The organism is Pseudomonas sp. SWI44 (genome assembly GCF_002947915.1).
GTDB classification, from domain to species: domain Bacteria; phylum Pseudomonadota; class Gammaproteobacteria; order Pseudomonadales; family Pseudomonadaceae; genus Aquipseudomonas; species Aquipseudomonas taiwanensis.
Genome location: NZ_CP026674.1, coordinates 1,644,548 through 1,662,500 on the forward strand (window position 1 = coordinate 1,644,548; position 17,953 = coordinate 1,662,500).

Annotated in this window: 8 protein-coding genes, 2 tRNA genes and 2 rRNA genes (1 of these 12 only partly in view); 1 reads left to right on the plus strand and 11 read right to left on the minus strand. The window is 61.2% G+C overall.

Annotation, left to right across the window (positions count from 1 at the left end; translation table 11 throughout):
- The gene (locus C4Q26_RS07915; RefSeq protein WP_023378674.1) at positions 1-1,527 is read right to left on the minus strand and encodes a CoA-acylating methylmalonate-semialdehyde dehydrogenase; all 1,527 of its coding nucleotides are present in this window, start codon (positions 1,525-1,527) and stop codon (positions 1-3) included.
- A gap of 140 nt (positions 1,528-1,667) precedes the next feature.
- Between C4Q26_RS07915 and C4Q26_RS07920 the strand changes: the two genes are divergently transcribed.
- Positions 1,668-2,618 carry a LysR family transcriptional regulator gene (locus C4Q26_RS07920; protein ID WP_027907828.1) on the plus strand — a complete coding sequence of 317 codons (951 nt, stop codon included), beginning with the start codon at positions 1,668-1,670 and terminating at the stop codon, positions 2,616-2,618.
- A gap of 59 nt (positions 2,619-2,677) precedes the next feature.
- On the opposite strand, the gene C4Q26_RS07925 is transcribed toward C4Q26_RS07920, so the two are convergent.
- From C4Q26_RS07925 to C4Q26_RS07970, 10 genes are all read right to left on the minus strand, one after another.
- Positions 2,678-3,169, minus strand: coding sequence for an OmpA family protein (locus C4Q26_RS07925; RefSeq protein WP_104882955.1), 492 nt, complete (start codon positions 3,167-3,169; stop codon positions 2,678-2,680).
- Between the two features lie 33 nt (positions 3,170-3,202).
- Complete coding sequence (locus C4Q26_RS07930) at positions 3,203-4,444, minus strand: diguanylate cyclase domain-containing protein (protein ID WP_104882956.1); 1,242 nt, start codon at positions 4,442-4,444, stop codon at positions 3,203-3,205.
- Positions 4,441-5,007, minus strand: coding sequence for a YfiR family protein (locus C4Q26_RS07935; RefSeq protein WP_027907831.1), 567 nt, complete (start codon positions 5,005-5,007; stop codon positions 4,441-4,443). The genes C4Q26_RS07930 and C4Q26_RS07935 overlap by 4 nt, the downstream gene beginning before the upstream one ends.
- Before the next feature lie 67 nt (positions 5,008-5,074).
- Positions 5,075-7,150 carry an exodeoxyribonuclease V subunit alpha gene (gene recD / locus C4Q26_RS07940; protein WP_023378668.1) on the minus strand — a complete coding sequence of 692 codons (2,076 nt, stop codon included), beginning with the start codon at positions 7,148-7,150 and terminating at the stop codon, positions 5,075-5,077.
- The gene (recB, locus tag C4Q26_RS07945; protein WP_104882957.1) at positions 7,147-10,821 is read right to left on the minus strand and encodes an exodeoxyribonuclease V subunit beta; all 3,675 of its coding nucleotides are present in this window, start codon (positions 10,819-10,821) and stop codon (positions 7,147-7,149) included. Before recB ends, recD begins: the two co-directional genes overlap by 4 nt.
- Positions 10,818-14,297 (minus strand): exodeoxyribonuclease V subunit gamma, encoded by a 3,480-nt coding sequence (gene recC, locus C4Q26_RS07950; RefSeq protein WP_104882958.1) that lies wholly within the window; start codon positions 14,295-14,297, stop codon positions 10,818-10,820. Before recC ends, recB begins: the two co-directional genes overlap by 4 nt.
- A 188-nt stretch (positions 14,298-14,485) precedes the next feature.
- Positions 14,486-14,601 (minus strand): 5S ribosomal RNA (gene rrf, locus C4Q26_RS07955).
- A 130-nt stretch (positions 14,602-14,731) separates the two neighbouring features.
- Positions 14,732-17,623, minus strand: a 23S ribosomal RNA gene (locus tag C4Q26_RS07960).
- A 233-nt stretch (positions 17,624-17,856) separates the two neighbouring features.
- Positions 17,857-17,932 (minus strand) — tRNA-Ala (locus C4Q26_RS07965).
- A 6-nt stretch (positions 17,933-17,938) separates the two neighbouring features.
- A tRNA-Ile gene (locus tag C4Q26_RS07970) sits at positions 17,939-17,953 on the minus strand (it continues 62 nt past the right edge of the window).

A 17,953-nucleotide genomic window follows, 5' to 3' on the forward strand; every position in this document is an offset into this window, starting at 1 on the left:
TTAGCGCAGGCTGATGGTGGTGTTCACACCGTCATTGACGCTGTCGTCATCGAACCAGCGGGCGGTGACGGTCTTGGTCTGAGTGTAGAACTGCACCACTTGCTTGCCGTACGGGCCCAGGTCGCCCAGCTTCGAGCCGCGCGAACCGGTGAAGCTGAAGAACGGAACCGGCACTGGGATCGGGATGTTGATACCGACCTGGCCGATGTCGATCTCGCTCTGGAACTTGCGCGCCGCCGCGCCACTCTGGGTGAACAGGCCAGTGCCGTTGCCGAACGGGTTGGCGTTGACCAGGGCGATGGCTTCATCGAGGGTGTCGACTTCCAGGGTCACCAGCACCGGGCCGAAGATCTCCTGGGTGTAGATCTGCATGTCGGTTTTCACCCCAGAGAACAGGGTCGGGCCAACGAAGTTGCCCTGCTCGTAGCCTGGGACCTTCACATCGCGCCCATCCAGTTCAAGCTTGGCGCCTTCCTTGATACCGCTTTCGATCAAGCCCAGAACACGCTCCTTGGCGCGCTTGGATACCACCGGGCCCACATCGGTGCCTGGTTCACAACCAGCATTGACCTTGAGCTTGCTCGCCGCCGCCTTGATGTCCGGCAGCCACTCACGGGCCTTGCCCACCAGCACCGCCACCGACGTGGCCATGCAGCGCTGGCCGGCTGCGCCGAAAGCGGCGCCGACCAGAGCATTGACGGTTTGCGTGCGGTTGGCATCGGGCAGTACCACGGCATGGTTCTTGGCGCCCATCATCGACTGCACGCGCTTACCGTGCTGGCTGCCCAGGTTGTAGACGTGGGTGCCGACTTCGGTGGAGCCGACGAAGGAGATGGCCTTGATGTCCTTGTGGGTACAGATCGCATCGACCACTTGCTTGCCACCATGGACCACGTTCAGAACGCCCGCTGGCACGCCGGCTTCCAGCGCCAGCTCGACCAGCATCATGGTCGACAGCGGGTCCTGCTCGGATGGCTTGAGAACGAAGGTGTTGCCGCAAACGATGGCCATGGGGAACATCCACAGCGGGATCATCGCCGGGAAGTTGAACGGGGTGATGCCTGCACACACGCCGATGGGCTGGCGCAGGGTGTAGGTGTCGACACCACCGGCGACGTTCTCGGCGAACTCGCCCATCTGCAGGGTACCGATGGACGCTGCGTGCTCGACCACTTCAAGGCCACGGAAGATATCGCCTTCGGCATCGGCCAGGGTCTTGCCCTGCTCGGCGCTGAGGGTCTGGGCGATGCGCTTGGTGTGCTCGCGGATCAACGCCTGCAGCTTGAGCATGATGCGCATGCGTGCGCCGATCGGGGTGTCGCGCCAGGTCAGGAAGGCGCGCTGGGCGGCGGCCACAGCAGCATCCACTTCCTCGACAGTGGCGAAGGGAACTCGCGCCAACACCTGCTGGGTGGCCGGGTTGACGATGTCACGCCATTCGCTGGTCTTCGATTCGACCCATTGGCCATCGATCAGCAGCTTGACCTGTTCGACCTTGGTCTGGTCGGGGGATTGCGGTGCGTTCATCTGCGTTCTCCTTGGAATTATTGTCAGGACGAGATCGCCAGCGCCGGGGGCAAACGCGAGGTGGCGCTTGGGTCCTGGGGCTTTTTTCGAGTATAGATGTGCAAACATCCAACAAGAACGCACAAAAAAACCGGATCATCATGCAAAAAGACCTCACCTCATTGAGCGCGCTGAACTGGGACGATCTCAAGTTCTTCCTCGAAGTGGCACGCACCCGCAAGGCCAGCAGCGCCGCCAAGCGCCTGAGCGTCGACTACACCACGGTATCGCGGCGCATCAGCTCGCTGGAGGGCGCCCTGGGCACCTTGCTGTTCGAAAAATCACGCACCAACGGCTTCGTGCTCACGGCCGAGGGCCAGCGCTTGCTGGGCTATGCCGAGTCGATCGAAAGCACCCTGCACATGGCCTGCGAACAGGTTTCCGGTTCTGGGGTAGCGTTGTCGGGGCATGTACGCATGGGCTGCACCGAGGGTTTCGGCAGCTTCTTCGTCACCCCGCAATTGAGCCATTTCGTCGATGCCTGGCCGGCCATTTCGGTGGATATCCTGCCGCTGCCGCACTTCATCAGCCTGTCCAAGCGCGAGGCGGATATCGTGATTGCCCTGGAACGTCCGGAGCATGGGCCGTACGTGTGCTGCAAGCTGTGCGACTACCGCCTGCGGTTGTATGCCACCCAGGAGTACCTGGACAGCCACGCGCCGATTCGCCAGGTGAGCGATCTGGTCGAGCATCCGTTCATCAGCTATGTGGATGACCTGGCGTTCAGCTCGGAGCTGCTGTACCTGGCCAACCTGATTCCCAATGCCAGTGCGCACCTGCGCAGCACCAGCGTGATCGCCCAGTTCACCGCCGCGCTGCAGGGTCGAGGACTGGCGATTCTGCCGTGCTTCCTGGCGGCGCAGGATCCACGGCTGGTGACGGTGCTGCCGGAGGAGATCGAAGTGACGCGGCAGTTCTGGATGTATTGCCGGGAGGACTTGCGCAAGTTGAAGCGGATTACCTTGCTGTGGGATTACATACGTGAGGTGACCGAGGCGAATGCACCGCTGTTGATGGGTGAAACGCGCAAGATGCGGTTCGTTCAGACCTGAGAGGCCACAAGGCCACGGTAGGAGCCGGCGTGTTGGCTTCTACCGTGATCGCGCAAGATTCAGTACGACGCCACCACGATCGACACACGGCGATTTTCCATGCGCCCAGCGCTGCTGCGGTTGTCTGCAACCGGCTGACTGCTGCCCAGACCTCGGGTCTGAATGTTCTGTGCCGGCATGCCGATGCCAATCAGAGCCCTGGCCACACTCTGTGCCCGGCGCTCGGAAAGCTGTTGGTTGTAGGCAGCCTTGCCCGAGGCATCGGCATGGCCGTCGACCCGCACACCTTGGATACCCACGCTCAACAACGCCTTGCCGATCCGCTCGACTATCTCCTCGCTCTGGCCGTTGAGGCTGTCCAGGTCGCTGCCGAACAGCACCTTGCCCGACAGGTCATAAGCCCAACCCTCCTCAGTCGGAGCAAACCCTTCACGCTTGAGGACAGCGATCTGTTCGGCACTCAGTCCTTTGGGTGGCGCACTCTGGCAACCACCCAGCGCCAGCAGGGCCAGCAACAACGCAACGAAGGGAAAACGTAAACGCAGTATCACGGTTCAACTCCTGTCTTTTACATTTGCGGCGGACTACTCCGTCTGCGCCGCTTGCCAATGACCCCGACGCCTGCGCTTGGCCTGGTACATCGCCGCATCGGCGGCATTGAGGAGGCTGGCAGGGTCGGTGCCATCTTGCGGGTAGTAAGCGATGCCCACGCTCACCGACGTGCTGATGCTGCTGCCGCTGTCCAGTTGGATGGGCAGCTTCATGCTGGCAACGATCTTCTCGGCAATGCGCTCGGCATCTTCGCGCGACTGCATCGGTGTCAGGATCACGGCGAATTCATCACCGCCAAGGCGCGCCACCAAGTCGTGTTCGCGCAACTGGGCGCGAACGCGCTCGGCAACACAGATCAGCACTTCGTCGCCCACGGCATGGCCGAGGCTGTCGTTGATCTGCTTGAAATGGTCGCTATCGAGGAACAACAGTGCCAGGTGATCGCCCTGACGGGCCGCATTGCGCACCGTGCGGTTCAGACGGCCTTCGAAGAACGCGCGGTTGGGCAAGCCGGTGAGGCTGTCGTGGCTGGCTTGATGGGCCAGGGTCTGGTTCTCGTTCTGCAGGTGGCTGTGCCAGACCTCCAGTTCATCGAGCAAGGCATTGAAGTCGTTACCCAGTTCGTTGAGCTCGGCAATGGGTGCTTCCGGCACGCGACGGTCGAAACTGCGCTCACGGCGCGCGGCATGGGCGACGCTGGCCAGGCCGCGCAGCGGGCGGACAATGTCGCCCAGCATGCGTTGCGACAGGTAAAGGGCAACCACCGCGCTCAACAGAGTGCAGCACAGAATGCCGCCCAATCCGCTGAGCAGGAATAACAACAGGCTGCGGCCCTGGCCAACCAGCTCCATATGCCCCACCTTCTGCTGCTGATGAAAAATCGGCAGGTTGATCGGTTCGTCCAGCAAGGCAGTTGCCACCCGGGCTTCCAGATGGGCAAGCATGCTGTCATCGCGGCGTTGCCAGTGCGCAAGCTGATCGCCATCGTTGTTGAAGACTTTGGCCTCGGCCACCTCTTCGGTGCTGGCGATCAGCGCCAACGCCTCATTGGCCGCGGCACTGTCGTCGAACACCACGGCGGCTTCGACGGTGTAGTTGATCGAGCGGGCAATCAAGTGCAGGTTGTGATTGGCATAAGCTTGCAGGGCAAGCACCCCGAGCAGGGTCAGGGATATACCGGCCAGCCCCACTGCCAGCAACGCCACGCTGAGGTGGCCACGGCTCAGCACCAAGCGCAGGGTCGGGCGTGCATTACGCTGCTTGCCAGGCTTCATGGCTGCACCGCTCGACGCCGCGACAATTGCAGCACGCTAGGGTGAATACGAACGCCTGAGCGCGCCACGGAGTCGAGGTTCACCTCGAAGGCGACCTGCTGGTCAGTGACCCGCAGGCAAAACAGGCTGCCCACCGTGCAGGGGTCGTCAGCCTCGCTGATGCTCAACACCGGGTGGCCGCTAACCGACTGGAAGAGGCGGTCACGCTGGCCGGGGTCAAGCCTGCCGATGTACAGCGCATCGCAGGACTGGGCGAGCTGGGCATCGTCGGCCAACAGGCGGCGCACCTGAAGCGGCTGGCCGGCGTTCTGGACATTGCCTTTGATCAGGTCGTCGGCATATTCGGTAGGCCCGACCAGGCACAAGCGCAACGGCGAAGGTGGCACCGGCCAACGGGCATAGCTGAAGATCCCCAGCACTACCTGAGTGACGGCCTTGGCCCGCTGTTGCGCCTGCTCGGCCGTCGCCGTGGCGTCGGCGCGCACAGGGCCTGCCAGTAGCGACAGAGCAGCCAGAAGCAGCGAAAGCGCGCAGCGCGACAACCGTCCCCCAGCCCCTGTCATGTGGGAAATCTCTCACATCCCTTTCAAATTATTTCGCAACGATAGCATAACGCCGCCCCACAGGCGGCTAGACCTGCTCCAGCATCAACCCCGAGATACGCCGGACCTTACGCATCACCGCCTCTTCGAAAATACCCTGGCGCGGCTCGATCAGGCTGAAGCAGTGCTTGGCGCGCGTGATGCCGGTGTACACCAGCTCCTTGGTCAGCACCGGGTTCAGGGCATCGGGCAGTACCAGGGCGGTATGGCTGAACTCCGAGCCCTGGGACTTGTGCACCGTCATGGCGAACACCGTCTCCACTTCGTTAAGGCGGCTGGGCAGGACGAAACGCACACCGCCACTGCCGTCGTTACGTGGGAAGGCCACGCGCAACAGGGGCTGGCCCTGTTCATCCGGCAGGTACAGGGCGATCCCGATGTCGCCATTCATCAGCCCCAGGCCGTAGTCGTTTCGCGTCACCAGGACTGGACGCCCCTCGTACCAGGGCTGCTGGCTATTGATCAGGCCTGCATTGTGCAGCACGCGAGTCACCCGCTCGTTCAACCCTTCCACCCCCCAGGCGCCCTTGCGCACCGCGCACAGCAGCTGGAAGTCCTCGAAATGCTGCAGCACCTTGCTCGCCCATTGCTGCCAGCGTGGGTCGTCGAAGGCGGTGCCTGGCGCGGGGCGAAAACGCCCGATGGCACGCAGGTAGTGACGGTAACCGTGTGGCCCCTCCTCGCCCCGGTTCAGGCCATCGAGCAACAGGCGGTCGAAGGCACGATCCTGTTCACCGCGCAGGGCAAGGCCAAACACGTCCGCCGGTGGCAAGGTCAACAAGTCGCGCGCAGCTTGCGCCTCCTGGCGGTTGACCAGACGAGCCAGTTGGCCGATACCACTGCCCTCGCCGAAGCGGCGGGAGAAACGCAGCATCACCACCTGCTGGGCGAGTGGGTTGCGCTGTGCATCACCGGCCTTGAGACCGCTGTTGGCCAGCGATTGGCCGCCCACCTGCTCAAGCCAGGCTCGGGTTTCAGGCGAATAGCAGCCCTCCTCCGCGTCCCGGCACAGGTCACCCAGCACGGCACCGGCCTCGACCGAGGCCAGCTGGTCCTTGTCGCCCAGCAGAATCAGGCGGGCCCTTGGCGGCAGGGCATCGAGCAGGTTAGCCATCATCTCCAGGTCGATCATCGAGGCTTCATCGACCACCAGTACATCCAACGGCAACGGATTGGCGCTGTGATGACGGAAATGCCGAGACCCTGGGCGACTGCCCAGCAAGCGGTGCACCGTACTCACGTCGGTGGGAATCTGCCCGCGTACCTCGGCGCTGACCTGCAGCCGCTCGACCTGCTGGCCAATGGACTCGGTCAGGCGAGCAGCGGCTTTGCCGGTCGGCGCGGCCAGGCGGATGCGCAGAGGCCGGCCCTGCTCGACCGCCGGAGCCTGCAGCAGCGCCAGCAGGCGCACCACCGTGGTGGTCTTGCCGGTGCCGGGGCCGCCAGTGATGATGCTGAAGCCTGCCCGCGTGGCCAGGGCACACGCGAGCTTCTGCCAGTCCACCTGGCCTGCCGGTGAGCCACCATCGAACAACTGGGCCAGACGTTCGGGCAGTTCATCGGGCGGTACCTCGCCGCGGCCCAGGCGTTGGCGCAGCGTCTGGTCGATCTGCCGTTCGTAGCTCCAGTACCGGCGCAGGTAAAGGCGCTCGCCACTGAGTACCAATGGACGCGAACGCTGCTCATGACTATCGCCGGCGGCCACCAGTAGGCTGGCGGCGATACGTTGGCGCCAGGTAGAGAGGTCCAGATTCGCCAGCAGTTGCGAGGGCAGCATCAGCGGACCGGCCAAGGCATCGCCTTCGGGCGGCAGTGACAGGGCGAAGTCCGGTTCGGCCAAGGTCTGCTGCAAGTCCAGACAGACATGGCCATGGCCCAGCTGATGACTGGCCAGCGCCGCCGCCAGCAGCAACAAAGGATCACTGCCCGGCGCCCGCTCTTCGAGAAACGACACGAACGCGCGGTCCAGGGCGCGTAGCCAGCCCCGCTCTACCCAACGGTCGAGCAATTGCAACAGGTCGTTGCTGTCACGTTGCGGCGCCAGTGCCTGCAGGTGCTCGGCATCCAGCGGCGTGGGCAAAAGATCGTCAAGGCTTCGGCTCATGGCGCGACTCCGGCAAACAGGTCCTGCTGTTCGGGTTGGTGAACGCCACGGAACAGGGCATCCAGCGCGTCGATCAGCACTCGGGGAGGTTTGGCGAAGTACACGCCGTGGCCGCTGCTGGCTCCCCGCAGGAAAATGAACAGTGCACCGCCGACATCGCGGTCGTAGTCGTAGTCAGGCAGTCGTGCGCGCAACTGGCGATGCAGGGCCAGCAGGTACAGCACGTATTGCAGGTCATAACGGTGCTCCAGGATGGCTTTTTCCATGGCCATGCCGTCATAGGCCTGGATGTCGGGACCGAGCCAATTGGACTTGTAGTCCGCCACGTAATAGCGGCCATCGAGCTCGAAGGCCAGGTCGATGAATCCTTTGAACATGCCATTGAGCAGCGTCGGCTGGGCAGCCGGACGGCCAGCACCGGGGTGCGTGTAGCGTGCCACCAGGCGGTCAAGCTGCTCGGCGTCGACCTGGTGGCTCGCGAACCAGAACTCCATCTCGATCTGGTAGTGCCGCAACTGGGCGAGTGACAGCGTCGCATCGCCACCGTCGATCGACAGCGGCTCGGTCAGCAGCCGCTGCAACCACTGGCTCAAGGCCGGAATCCAGCCGGTCCAGTCTCGCCGATTGCAGCGTTGGCCCACCGTGCGTTCGAGCAACCTGGGGTTGGCGCTGACCTCGGCAAAGCCCTCGCGACCGGCCCATTCGAGTAGGCCATGGAGGAAGGTGCCGGGGTTCGGTCCGCGGGGGAAGCGGTGGATATCCCCCCCTTCGGCTGGCACTTCACGCACCCGTTGGGCATCGACGGCTTCATCATCGAGCAGTTGCTGAGCCAGGGAGCTATCTGCCCCCAGGGTTTGTTCGCCAACCCGCAGCGCACTGTAGGAAGCGATCCACCAATGCTCGGCCGCGGCCCGACGCGGTTTGCGCGCCGGCACCATTTCTTGCTCGCTGCGCGGTGCGCTGTACAGCGTTTCATCGACTTCAGGAGGGCTGGAGCAGACGATATGGCGGCAAGCCGACGCCAATGCCTGTAACCAGTCCGCCAACAGTTCAGAGGTGGGAAGCGCCAGCCCGCCGCCGAGCAAGTAACCCAGCGCCGAACGGTGCAACTGCGAGCTTTTCTGGTTGCCACGCTTGAGATCGGCAATACCCAGCCAGCAGGCATGCTGGGCGCGGGTGAGGGCCACGTAGAGCAGACGCAGGTCCTCGGCGAGGCGTTCGTCGTCGGCCTGAGCTATCTGTTCTGGGGTGGGCGTCAAGGTCAGGTGGGCGTTGCCCGCGCCGTCGTGCCAGGCCAGCGGCAGTCGTGAGCCATCCACCGGTTTGCTGGTGCAGATGAACGGAAGATAGACAAGCGGATACTCCAGGCCCTTGGACTTGTGAATCGTGACTACCTTGACCAACTGCTCATCGCTTTCCAGACGCAGAATTTGCTCCTCGCCGGCCTGGCCCGAGTTGGCCAGGTGCTCGGCCAGGTGACGGATCAGCGCCTGCTCGCCATCCAGTTCGGTGGCGGCCTGTTGCAGCAGCTCGGCCAGGTGCAGCAGGTTGGTCAGTACACGCTCGCCGTCGGTGCGGCCAAGCAAGGTTCGGGGCAGCTCGAAGTCGTGCAACAAGTGGCGCAGCATCGGCAGCACGCCCTGGCGCTGCCAGAGTTCGCGGTAGTGACGAAAACGCATCACCCAGTCTTCCCAGACCCGCTCATCCTGGTTGAGCTGGTCCAGCCTGGCCAGCGGCAGGTCGAGGGTGAGGCTGGCCAGGGCAGCCTTGAGCAGGCGCTCGGAGTCCGGCTCGGCGCAGGCCTTGAGCCAGGCCAGCAGGTCATGGGCTTCCTGGGCGGCGAACACCGAGTCCTTGTCGGACAGGTACACACTGCGCACGCTGCGCGCCGCCAGTTCGCTGCGAATCAACTGCGCTTCGTTGCCGTCGCGCACGAGGATGGCGATATCCGAAGGCAGGCAGGGACGCCAGTCGCCATCCCCCTTACCGAAGCCGATCGTGCCCTGCTGGCCGCCGTTGAGCAGGGTCACGATGTGGCTGGCGCAGCTGGCCGCAAGTTGCTGCCGGTAGAGCGTACTGGAGATCGGTTCGTCACGCTCCAGTCGCCAGCAATGCAGTGCCGCGCATGGCTGGCCATCGACGAGCAATTGCTCGCTTCGACCTTTGGCCTTCACCTCTACGAAGGGCAATGGGTTGTCATGCGCCTCGCGGAACAGGAACGCCCCTCGCCCCTGCGTCCGGCCTTCTGCCTGGAGGAACACTTGGTTGACTGCCGCGACCATGGCCTGGCTGGACCGGTAGTTGGTGTCCAGGCTATGCAGTCGGTCGGCGGTGGCACGTCGGGCAGTCAGGTAGGTATGGATGTCGGCGCCGCGGAAAGCGTAGATCGCCTGCTTGGGGTCGCCGATCATGAATAGACCGGTTTCCCGGCGATTCTCGGTAATCCGGTAGATGCACTCGAAGATGCCGTACTGCACCGGGTCGGTGTCCTGGAACTCGTCGATCAGCGCCACGGGGAACTGCTCGCGTATCAGTCCCGCCAAGCGCTCACCAGCCTCGCTCGTCAATGCCTGCTGCAATCGCGTCAGCATGTCGTCGAAGCCCATTTCCGCACGGCGGCGCTTCTCCACTTCAAAGCGTGCCGATACCCAGCCCGCAGCCTGTTCCAGCAAGCGTGCGTCGGGACTGGCCAGGGCCTGCAATTGCTGCTCAAGCGACTGCATGGCATCCAGTCCGGGATGCGCCGGAGGCGCGCCCGACTTCCAGATCTCGGCCATGCCGTCTGGGGTGAGGCGTGTGAAACCGGTGCCCAGTTCCAGCTCCGCGAGCTGATCGTCGCTGGCCCAGGCACGCAGCTTGTCGAACCATGGGACGAAAAACCGCGCCTGTAGTTTACGTCCGTCGACCTGCTTGGCAGCGACGGCATCCTGGCAGAGCTGCTGTAGTTCGTCGGCCCATTGCGCCCAGGGCGCCTTGAGTTGGCGCAGCTGTTCACCGCGCTGGCGCAGCGCAGCCTCGATCAACGCTTGTGGCTCTGGCCCGTCCAGGTCGATGGCCACTCGCCCGAACAGCGGACGAATACGGGGAAGCAGCGCGTCCGGGCTGCCCCAGTAGTCGCGCACCCAGGCCAGTGCTTCGCCCTGCATGGCGTAGCAGAAGCGTCGCCAGTAGTCGCGCATCACTTGGCCCAGCAGCTCGCTGTGGTCGGTCTCCAGGCTCTGCGTGAACAAGCTTCCACTGTCGAAGGCATGCTCGCGCAACATGCGCTGGCACCAGCCGTGAATGGTCGATACCGCGGCTTCATCCATCCACTGAACGGCGATTTCCAGACGGCTGGCGCAGCGCGGCCAGTCGTGCTCGGGGTAGTCGTCACGCAGCTGCTGCAGCAGCGGATCGGCGGCGGCCAGTTCGCCCCGGAAGAAGCGTGCAGCCTCGGCCAGACGGGCACGAATGCGCTCGCGCAACTCCTTGGTGGCGGCATCGGTGAAGGTCACCACGAGAATTTGCGGTGGCAGCAGTTCGCGACCAAAGCCTTGTTCGCCGCCGTGGCCGAGGATCAGGCGCAGGTACAGTGCGGAAATGGTGAACGTCTTGCCCGTACCGGCACTGGCCTCGATCAGCTGGCTGCCATGCAGGGGAAAACTCAATGCCAGAGGTCGAACCTGGGTCATGCGCCACTCTCCGGGTTACCCAGGGTTTGCCAGGGTGCGGTAAATAACGGTCGGTACAGGGTCTCGCACCAGCCCTCGAAGGTCTCGTCGGCCATGAGTGCGGCAAAGTCGCGGAACTGGCGCGCCAGGGCGAGGCTTTCGCTGCGTTCGCCAAAGCTGGTTCGGCCATCCCCTTCATAGGCACGCTCAGCGGCGGCCAGGGCCTTCTCCGGGTCTTCCTGGGCGAGCCAGGCGAACGCTGTCTTAGCGGCCACCGGCAGCGGTGCGTTCATCGCCGCCTGGCGTGCCACGAGCAGGTGGCCAAGCAGATTGGCGGCATCCGCCTGTGGCAGGGGCGGCAGCAGCAGGGTCAGGTCACTGGCCACCACGGCACTGTTGAGCGGATAACCGGCAGCGCAGGCTGCCAGGTGCATCACCCAGCTTGCCGTGAGGCGGTGCCACTTGAAGTTGTTGCGCCCGGCACTGATGGTATTGGGTACCGTGGTGACGCTAAGTAGGCTCTGGTCATCGGCCTGGTAGACGCGTCCCAACCAACCCTCGAGGCGATGCTTACCCTGCTCGAAATGAATTGGTAGCGCCCCCTCAACCAAGGTTGGCCAGCGTTGCAACAGTTGTCGGTGACGTTGCAAAAGATCAGGCAAGGGCTCGACCAAGTCGGCCTGCAGCAGTTCACCGAAGCCCGCCAGAGGCAGCGCCCCACAGGCCTGCAGACGACGGGCCTGGGCGTGCAAGGCCTGCTCGGCGTGGTCGGGATCGGCCAGCGCGGCGCCCAGCAAGCTTTCGCTGGCGCTGTAGCGTTGCAGGGTGTCGAGCACGAACGGTTCCTCATCTGGGGTTGGTGCTTCCAACGCCTCGAAAAACACTTTCAACCGTTGGCTGAAGAAATGCCGGACCGGGTGACGCAAGAAGTCCTGCAGTTGCATCAGCGTCAGGGCCTCCTCATTGTCATAGGGCGCCAGTGCGTCGCTGAGTGGCACCTGTTCGACTGCCTGATGCAGCACCTGCCACTCATGGGCATAGCTGAACAATGCACTGCCCTTCTGGAAATAACGCCAGCTGAACGGCTGCAATGGATGCTCCTGGGTCAGGGCATGCAACAGTTGCTGGCCGGGGTCTTGCTGTTCGCCATCCTGGGCACCGAGCAGGCGCCAACCGGCCGCAAGGTGGTCACGCAACTGGCCAATCAACACCGAGGCTGGCCGCTCGCTGTTGTCGCGAATGCTGCGACCGACCCAACTGACATACAGCTGGTCCTGAGCCGAAAGCACGGCTTCGAGCAGTAGGTAGCGGTCGTCTTCACGGCGGGAGCGGTCACCTGGACGGTAATCGCTGGCCATCAGGTCGAAGTCCAGGGGTGGCTGGGCGCGCGGGTAATCGCCATCGTTCATGCCCAGCAGACAGACTACACGGAAAGGAATGGCGCGCATGGGCATCAAGGTGCAGAAGTTCACCGACCCGGCGAGAAAACGCTGAGACAGCTTGCCCTGGTCGAGACCGGACAGCCAGGCCTCGCGCACGACGGTAAGCGGCAGCAAATCCTGCAGCCCCACGGTTTCGCAGACTTCGAGCCAGCTGTCGCGCAGCTCCTGCAATTGCATCAAGAGGAATTCATCGTGTTCTTCCTCTGCCAGGAAGAATACCTGCAACAGCGCGTGCAGACGCTCGCCCCACTGCGCGGCGGTAGCGGGTTGGCGCAAGGCTTCGCAGGCCACGTCCAAGGCCTCCAGCAGCGCCACCAATGGGCCGATCAAGGCAGCGTCGAGGCCGCCGATCTCATCGTAGGGCTCGATGCCGTCGCAGCTCTCACCCACGCCGACGGCATAGCCCAGCAGCATGCGGCGCAAACCAAATCGCCAGCTGTTCTGCTCCAGGCCTTCCGGCAACCCCAGCGAGGCCCTTTGCTCGGCACTCAAACCCCAACGAATACCGGCACCCTCGATCCAGCGATGCAGTGTCGGCAGGTCGCTCTCACGGATGCCGAAACGGGCGCGAACGGTCGGGACATCCAACAGATCGAGTACTTCACTGACGGCGAAGCGGCTGTCGGGGAGCTTGAGCAGGTACTCGAGGGCGATCAGCAGTGGGTCACGACCACGCTGCCCCTGATCGGTGAGGGTGTAGGGGATGTAGCGGGGATCGTTACGCTGCAGTTGACCGAACACAGCGCGAATGTGCGGGGCATAGGTGTCGATTGCCGGGAGCATGACGATGACGTCACGTGGCCTCAGGGTAGGGTCGGCGCTGAACCGGGCAAGCAACTGGTCATGGAGGATCTCGACCTCACGCTGGGGGCTATGGGCCACGTGGAAACGCACCGAACGATCCTTGCCAGGGTCGACTTGTGGCCACCGCTCGCGGGTTTCCGCGAGCGGACGAAGTTCGAGAATGTCGTCCTGCAACTGGTTGAGCAATGTAGTGGGCGCGCCGTCGCTGAACAGGTCGATACGCCCATCGCTGAACACGCCCCGGTAGCTGCCAGGGTCGTCGTAGCTGTCGAGCAGGTTGATGTAGTCGCGGCCCTGCTTGCCCCAAGCGGCAAGCAGGGGATGGGCATGCTGATGCAGCGATTCATCATCCAGTTGCAAGGGCATGCCCTGCTTGCGCTGCTGGCGCTTGTACTGATGACGCAGCAGGTCCTTGTCGGCGACGATATCGGCCCAGTGGTGACGACATGGGTTGTGCACACAAAGCAAGACCTGACTGAAACGGGCCAGGCCGGCCAACGCCTCCAGTGCCTGGGCAGGCAAGGACGAGATACCGAACACGATTACCCGTGAAGGCAGGCCCGCCGGTGCGTCTTGAAGTTGGTTGATACGCTCGATGAAGCGTTGGTGCACTCCGGCACGGCTCTGGGCCATGCCTTGCTCGCCGACATCTTCCAACAGCGCTCGCCACAGCTCGGCTTGCCAACGATTACCGGGGGCCAACGGTTTGCGTTCGCCACGGGCGGTGTTGAGTACATGCTCACCGGCAGCCCAGCCCTTCAGCCAGTCGGCGCGGTAGACCTGGTATTGGTCGAACAGGTCGGCAAGGCGTTCCGCCAACTGATAACGCTTACGCAGGTCGCTGTCGTCGGTGAGGAAACGGCGCAGCGGCTCGAAATGGGGACGTTCGATCAAGGCGGGAAGCAAGCGCATCAGGCGCCAGGTCAGCGGGGCCTTGTCGAGCAGGGATACCTCGGGGATTTCTTCGCGCCCCAGTATGGCCCGGTACAACTGCCACATGAAACTGCCAGGTAGTTGCACGTCAATGGCGGCCGCGATGCCACAACCTCCTTGATCGTCGTCCTGCGGGTCCTCAGCCAGGGCCAGCTTGAGCCACTGCGCGATGCCGTTGCTTTGCACGAGGGCGATTTCGTTTTCCAGTGGCGCCAGCGGGTAGCGCCGCATCCAGCTCACCACCAGGCTTCGCAGGTCATCCAGTCGGTTGCCGTGGACGATCATGAAGCCGGGATGAAGTGGGGTGCTGTTAGCCATTGAGCGTTCTCTGGTAACTGGTCGGTTCTGGTGCGGAACCATATCACGGGGCAGACACCGAAATGTGTCGCAGTCGGTTGTGCGACAGCCCTTGAACTGGGGGGCGCGGTGCGCCAGAGCAGTAGTGTTCTGCGCCAGAAAGACAAAACCCCTACCTGCTCGCGCAGATAGGGGTTTTGCGAAATGAATCTTGACGATGACCTACTCTCACATGGGGAAACCCCACACTACCATCGGCGATGCATCGTTTCACTGCTGAGTTCGGGATGGGATCAGGTGGTTCCAATGCTCTATGGTCGTCAAGAAATTCTGTTGCCAGAATGTCGTGTAAACACTCTTGGCCAATTCGGATATGTGAATTTGTGGTTTTGCGAACTTTCGGTCGTTTCGTCTTCACCACCGCAATCTGCGTCGGCAAATTGCTTGGGTGTTATATGGTCAAGCCTCACGGGCAATTAGTATTGGTTAGCTCAACGCCTCACAGCGCTTACACACCCAACCTATCAACGTCGTAGTCTTCGACGGCCCTTTAGGGAACTCAAGGTTCCAGTGAGATCTCATCTTGAGGCAAGTTTCCCGCTTAGATGCTTTCAGCGGTTATCTCTTCCGAACATAGCTACCCGGCAATGCCACTGGCGTGACAACCGGAACACCAGAGGTTCGTCCACTCCGGTCCTCTCGTACTAGGAGCAGCCCCTCTCAAATCTCAAACGTCCACGGCAGATAGGGACCGAACTGTCTCACGACGTTCTAAACCCAGCTCGCGTACCACTTTAAATGGCGAACAGCCATACCCTTGGGACCGGCTTCAGCCCCAGGATGTGATGAGCCGACATCGAGGTGCCAAACACCGCCGTCGATATGAACTCTTGGGCGGTATCAGCCTGTTATCCCCGGAGTACCTTTTATCCGTTGAGCGATGGCCCTTCCATACAGAACCACCGGATCACTAAGACCTACTTTCGTACCTGCTCGACGTGTTTGTCTCGCAGTCAAGCGCGCTTTTGCCTTTATACTCTGCGACCGATTTCCGACCGGTCTGAGCGCACCTTCGTACTCCTCCGTTACTCTTTGGGAGGAGACCGCCCCAGTCAAACTACCCACCATACACTGTCCTCGATCCGGATAACGGACCTGAGTTAGAACCTCAAAGTTGCCAGGGTGGTATTTCAAGAATGGCTCCATGAGAACTGGCGTCCCCACTTCAAAGCCTCCCACCTATCCTACACAAGCAAATTCAAAGTCCAGTGCAAAGCTATAGTAAAGGTTCACGGGGTCTTTCCGTCTAGCCGCGGATACACTGCATCTTCACAGCGATTTCAATTTCACTGAGTCTCGGGTGGAGACAGCGCCGCCATCGTTACGCCATTCGTGCAGGTCGGAACTTACCCGACAAGGAATTTCGCTACCTTAGGACCGTTATAGTTACGGCCGCCGTTTACCGGGGCTTCGATCAAGAGCTTCGCTTGCGCTAACCCCATCAATTAACCTTCCGGCACCGGGCAGGCGTCACACCCTATACGTCCACTTTCGTGTTTGCAGAGTGCTGTGTTTTTAATAAACAGTCGCAGCGGCCTGGTATCTTCGACCGACATGGGCTTACGGAGCAAGTCCTTCACCCTCGTCGGCGCACCTTCTCCCGAAGTTACGGTGCCATTTTGCCTAGTTCCTTCACCCGAGTTCTCTCAAGCGCCTTGGTATTCTCTACCCGACCACCTGTGTCGGTTTGGGGTACGGTTCCCAGTTATCTGAAGCTTAGGAGCTTTTCTTGGAAGCATGGCATCAACCACTTCGTCGCCTAAAGGCAACTCGTCATCAGCTCTCGGCCTTGAGATCCCGGATTTGCCTAAGATCTCAGCCTACCACCTTAAACTTGGACAACCAACGCCAAGCTGGCCTAGCCTTCTCCGTCCCTCCATCGCAATAACTGGAAGTACAGGAATATTAACCTGTTTTCCATCGACTACGCTTTTCAGCCTCGCCTTAGGGACCGACTAACCCTGCGTCGATTAACGTTGCGCAGGAAACCTTGGTCTTTCGGCGTGGGAGTTTTTCACTCCCATTGTCGTTACTCATGTCAGCATTCGCACTTCTGATACCTCCAGCAAGCTTCTCAACTCACCTTCACAGGCTTACAGAACGCTCCTCTACCGCGTCATCAAAGATGACACCCGTAGCTTCGGTGCATGGTTTGAGCCCCGTTACATCTTCCGCGCAGGCCGACTCGACTAGTGAGCTATTACGCTTTCTTTAAAGGATGGCTGCTTCTAAGCCAACCTCCTAGCTGTCTAAGCCTTCCCACATCGTTTCCCACTTAACCATGACTTTGGGACCTTAGCTGACGGTCTGGGTTGTTTCCCTTTTCACGACGGACGTTAGCACCCGCCGTGTGTCTCCCATGCTCGGCACTTCCAGGTATTCGGAGTTTGCATCGGTTTGGTAAGTCGGGATGACCCCCTAGCCGAAACAGTGCTCTACCCCCTGGAGTGATACATGAGGCGCTACCTAAATAGCTTTCGAGGAGAACCAGCTATCTCCGAGCTTGATTAGCCTTTCACTCCGATCCACAGGTCATCCGCTAACTTTTCAACGGTAGTCGGTTCGGTCCTCCAGTCAGTGTTACCTAACCTTCAACCTGCCCATGGATAGATCGCCCGGTTTCGGGTCTATACCCAGCGACTAAACGCCCTATTAAGACTCGCTTTCGCTACGCCTCCCCTATTCGGTTAAGCTCGCCACTGAATATAAGTCGCTGACCCATTATACAAAAGGTACGCAGTCACCTAACAAAGTAGGCTCCCACTGCTTGTACGCATACGGTTTCAGGTTCTATTTCACTCCCCTCTCCGGGGTTCTTTTCGCCTTTCCCTCACGGTACTGGTTCACTATCGGTCAGTCAGTAGTATTTAGCCTTGGAGGATGGTCCCCCCATGTTCAGACAAAGTTTCTCGTGCTCCGTCCTACTCGATTTCATTGATAAGAGATTTTCGTGTACGGGGCTATCACCCACTATGGCCGCACTTTCCAGAGCGTTCCACTAATCTCAAATCAACTTAAGGGCTGGTCCCCGTTCGCTCGCCACTACTAAGGGAATCTCGGTTGATTTCTTTTCCTCAGGGTACTTAGATGTTTCAGTTCCCCTGGTTCGCCTCTTGCACCTATGTATTCAGTACAAGATAACCAGCTTGTGCTGGCTGGGTTCCCCCATTCAGAGATCTCTGGATCACAGTCTGTTTGCCGACTCCCCAAAGCTTATCGCAGGCTACCACGTCTTTCATCGCCTCTGACTGCCAAGGCATCCACCGTATGCGCTTCTTCACTTGACCATATAACCCCAAGCAATCTGGTTATACTGTGAAGACGACATTCGCCGAAAATTCGCATGTTGCTCAATTAAGAGCAGAACTCACAAATTTTACCTTAGCCTGACATCACACCAGTGAAAGTGCGTGCCAGTCTATCTATCACATATCCGAATTTTTAAAGAACGATCTGACAAAAGTCAGAAATCAACATTCGATCTGAATGCTCATTTCTAAGTTCTGATCAAGTAAGCGAGTGGTGGAGCCAAGCGGGATCGAACCGCTGACCTCCTGCGTGCAAGGCAGGCGCTCTCCCAGCTGAGCTATGGCCCCGCATATTGGTAGGTCTGGGCA

Bases quoted from the DNA above. Each gene is read 5' to 3' on its own strand.
- C4Q26_RS07915 (WP_023378674.1), bottom strand. From the start codon at position 1,527: ATGAACGCACCGCAATCCCCCGACCAGACCAAGGTCGAACAGGTCAAG.
- C4Q26_RS07920 (WP_027907828.1), top strand. From the start codon at position 1,668: ATGCAAAAAGACCTCACCTCATTGAGCGCGCTGAACTGGGACGATCTC.
- C4Q26_RS07930 (WP_104882956.1), bottom strand. From the start codon at position 4,444: ATGAAGCCTGGCAAGCAGCGTAATGCACGCCCGACCCTGCGCTTGGTG.
- C4Q26_RS07935 (WP_027907831.1), bottom strand. From the start codon at position 5,007: ATGACAGGGGCTGGGGGACGGTTGTCGCGCTGCGCGCTTTCGCTGCTT.
- recD (WP_023378668.1), bottom strand. From the start codon at position 7,150: ATGAGCCGAAGCCTTGACGATCTTTTGCCCACGCCGCTGGATGCCGAG.
- recB (WP_104882957.1), bottom strand. From the start codon at position 10,821: ATGACCCAGGTTCGACCTCTGGCATTGAGTTTTCCCCTGCATGGCAGC.
- recC (WP_104882958.1), bottom strand. From the start codon at position 14,297: ATGGCTAACAGCACCCCACTTCATCCCGGCTTCATGATCGTCCACGGC.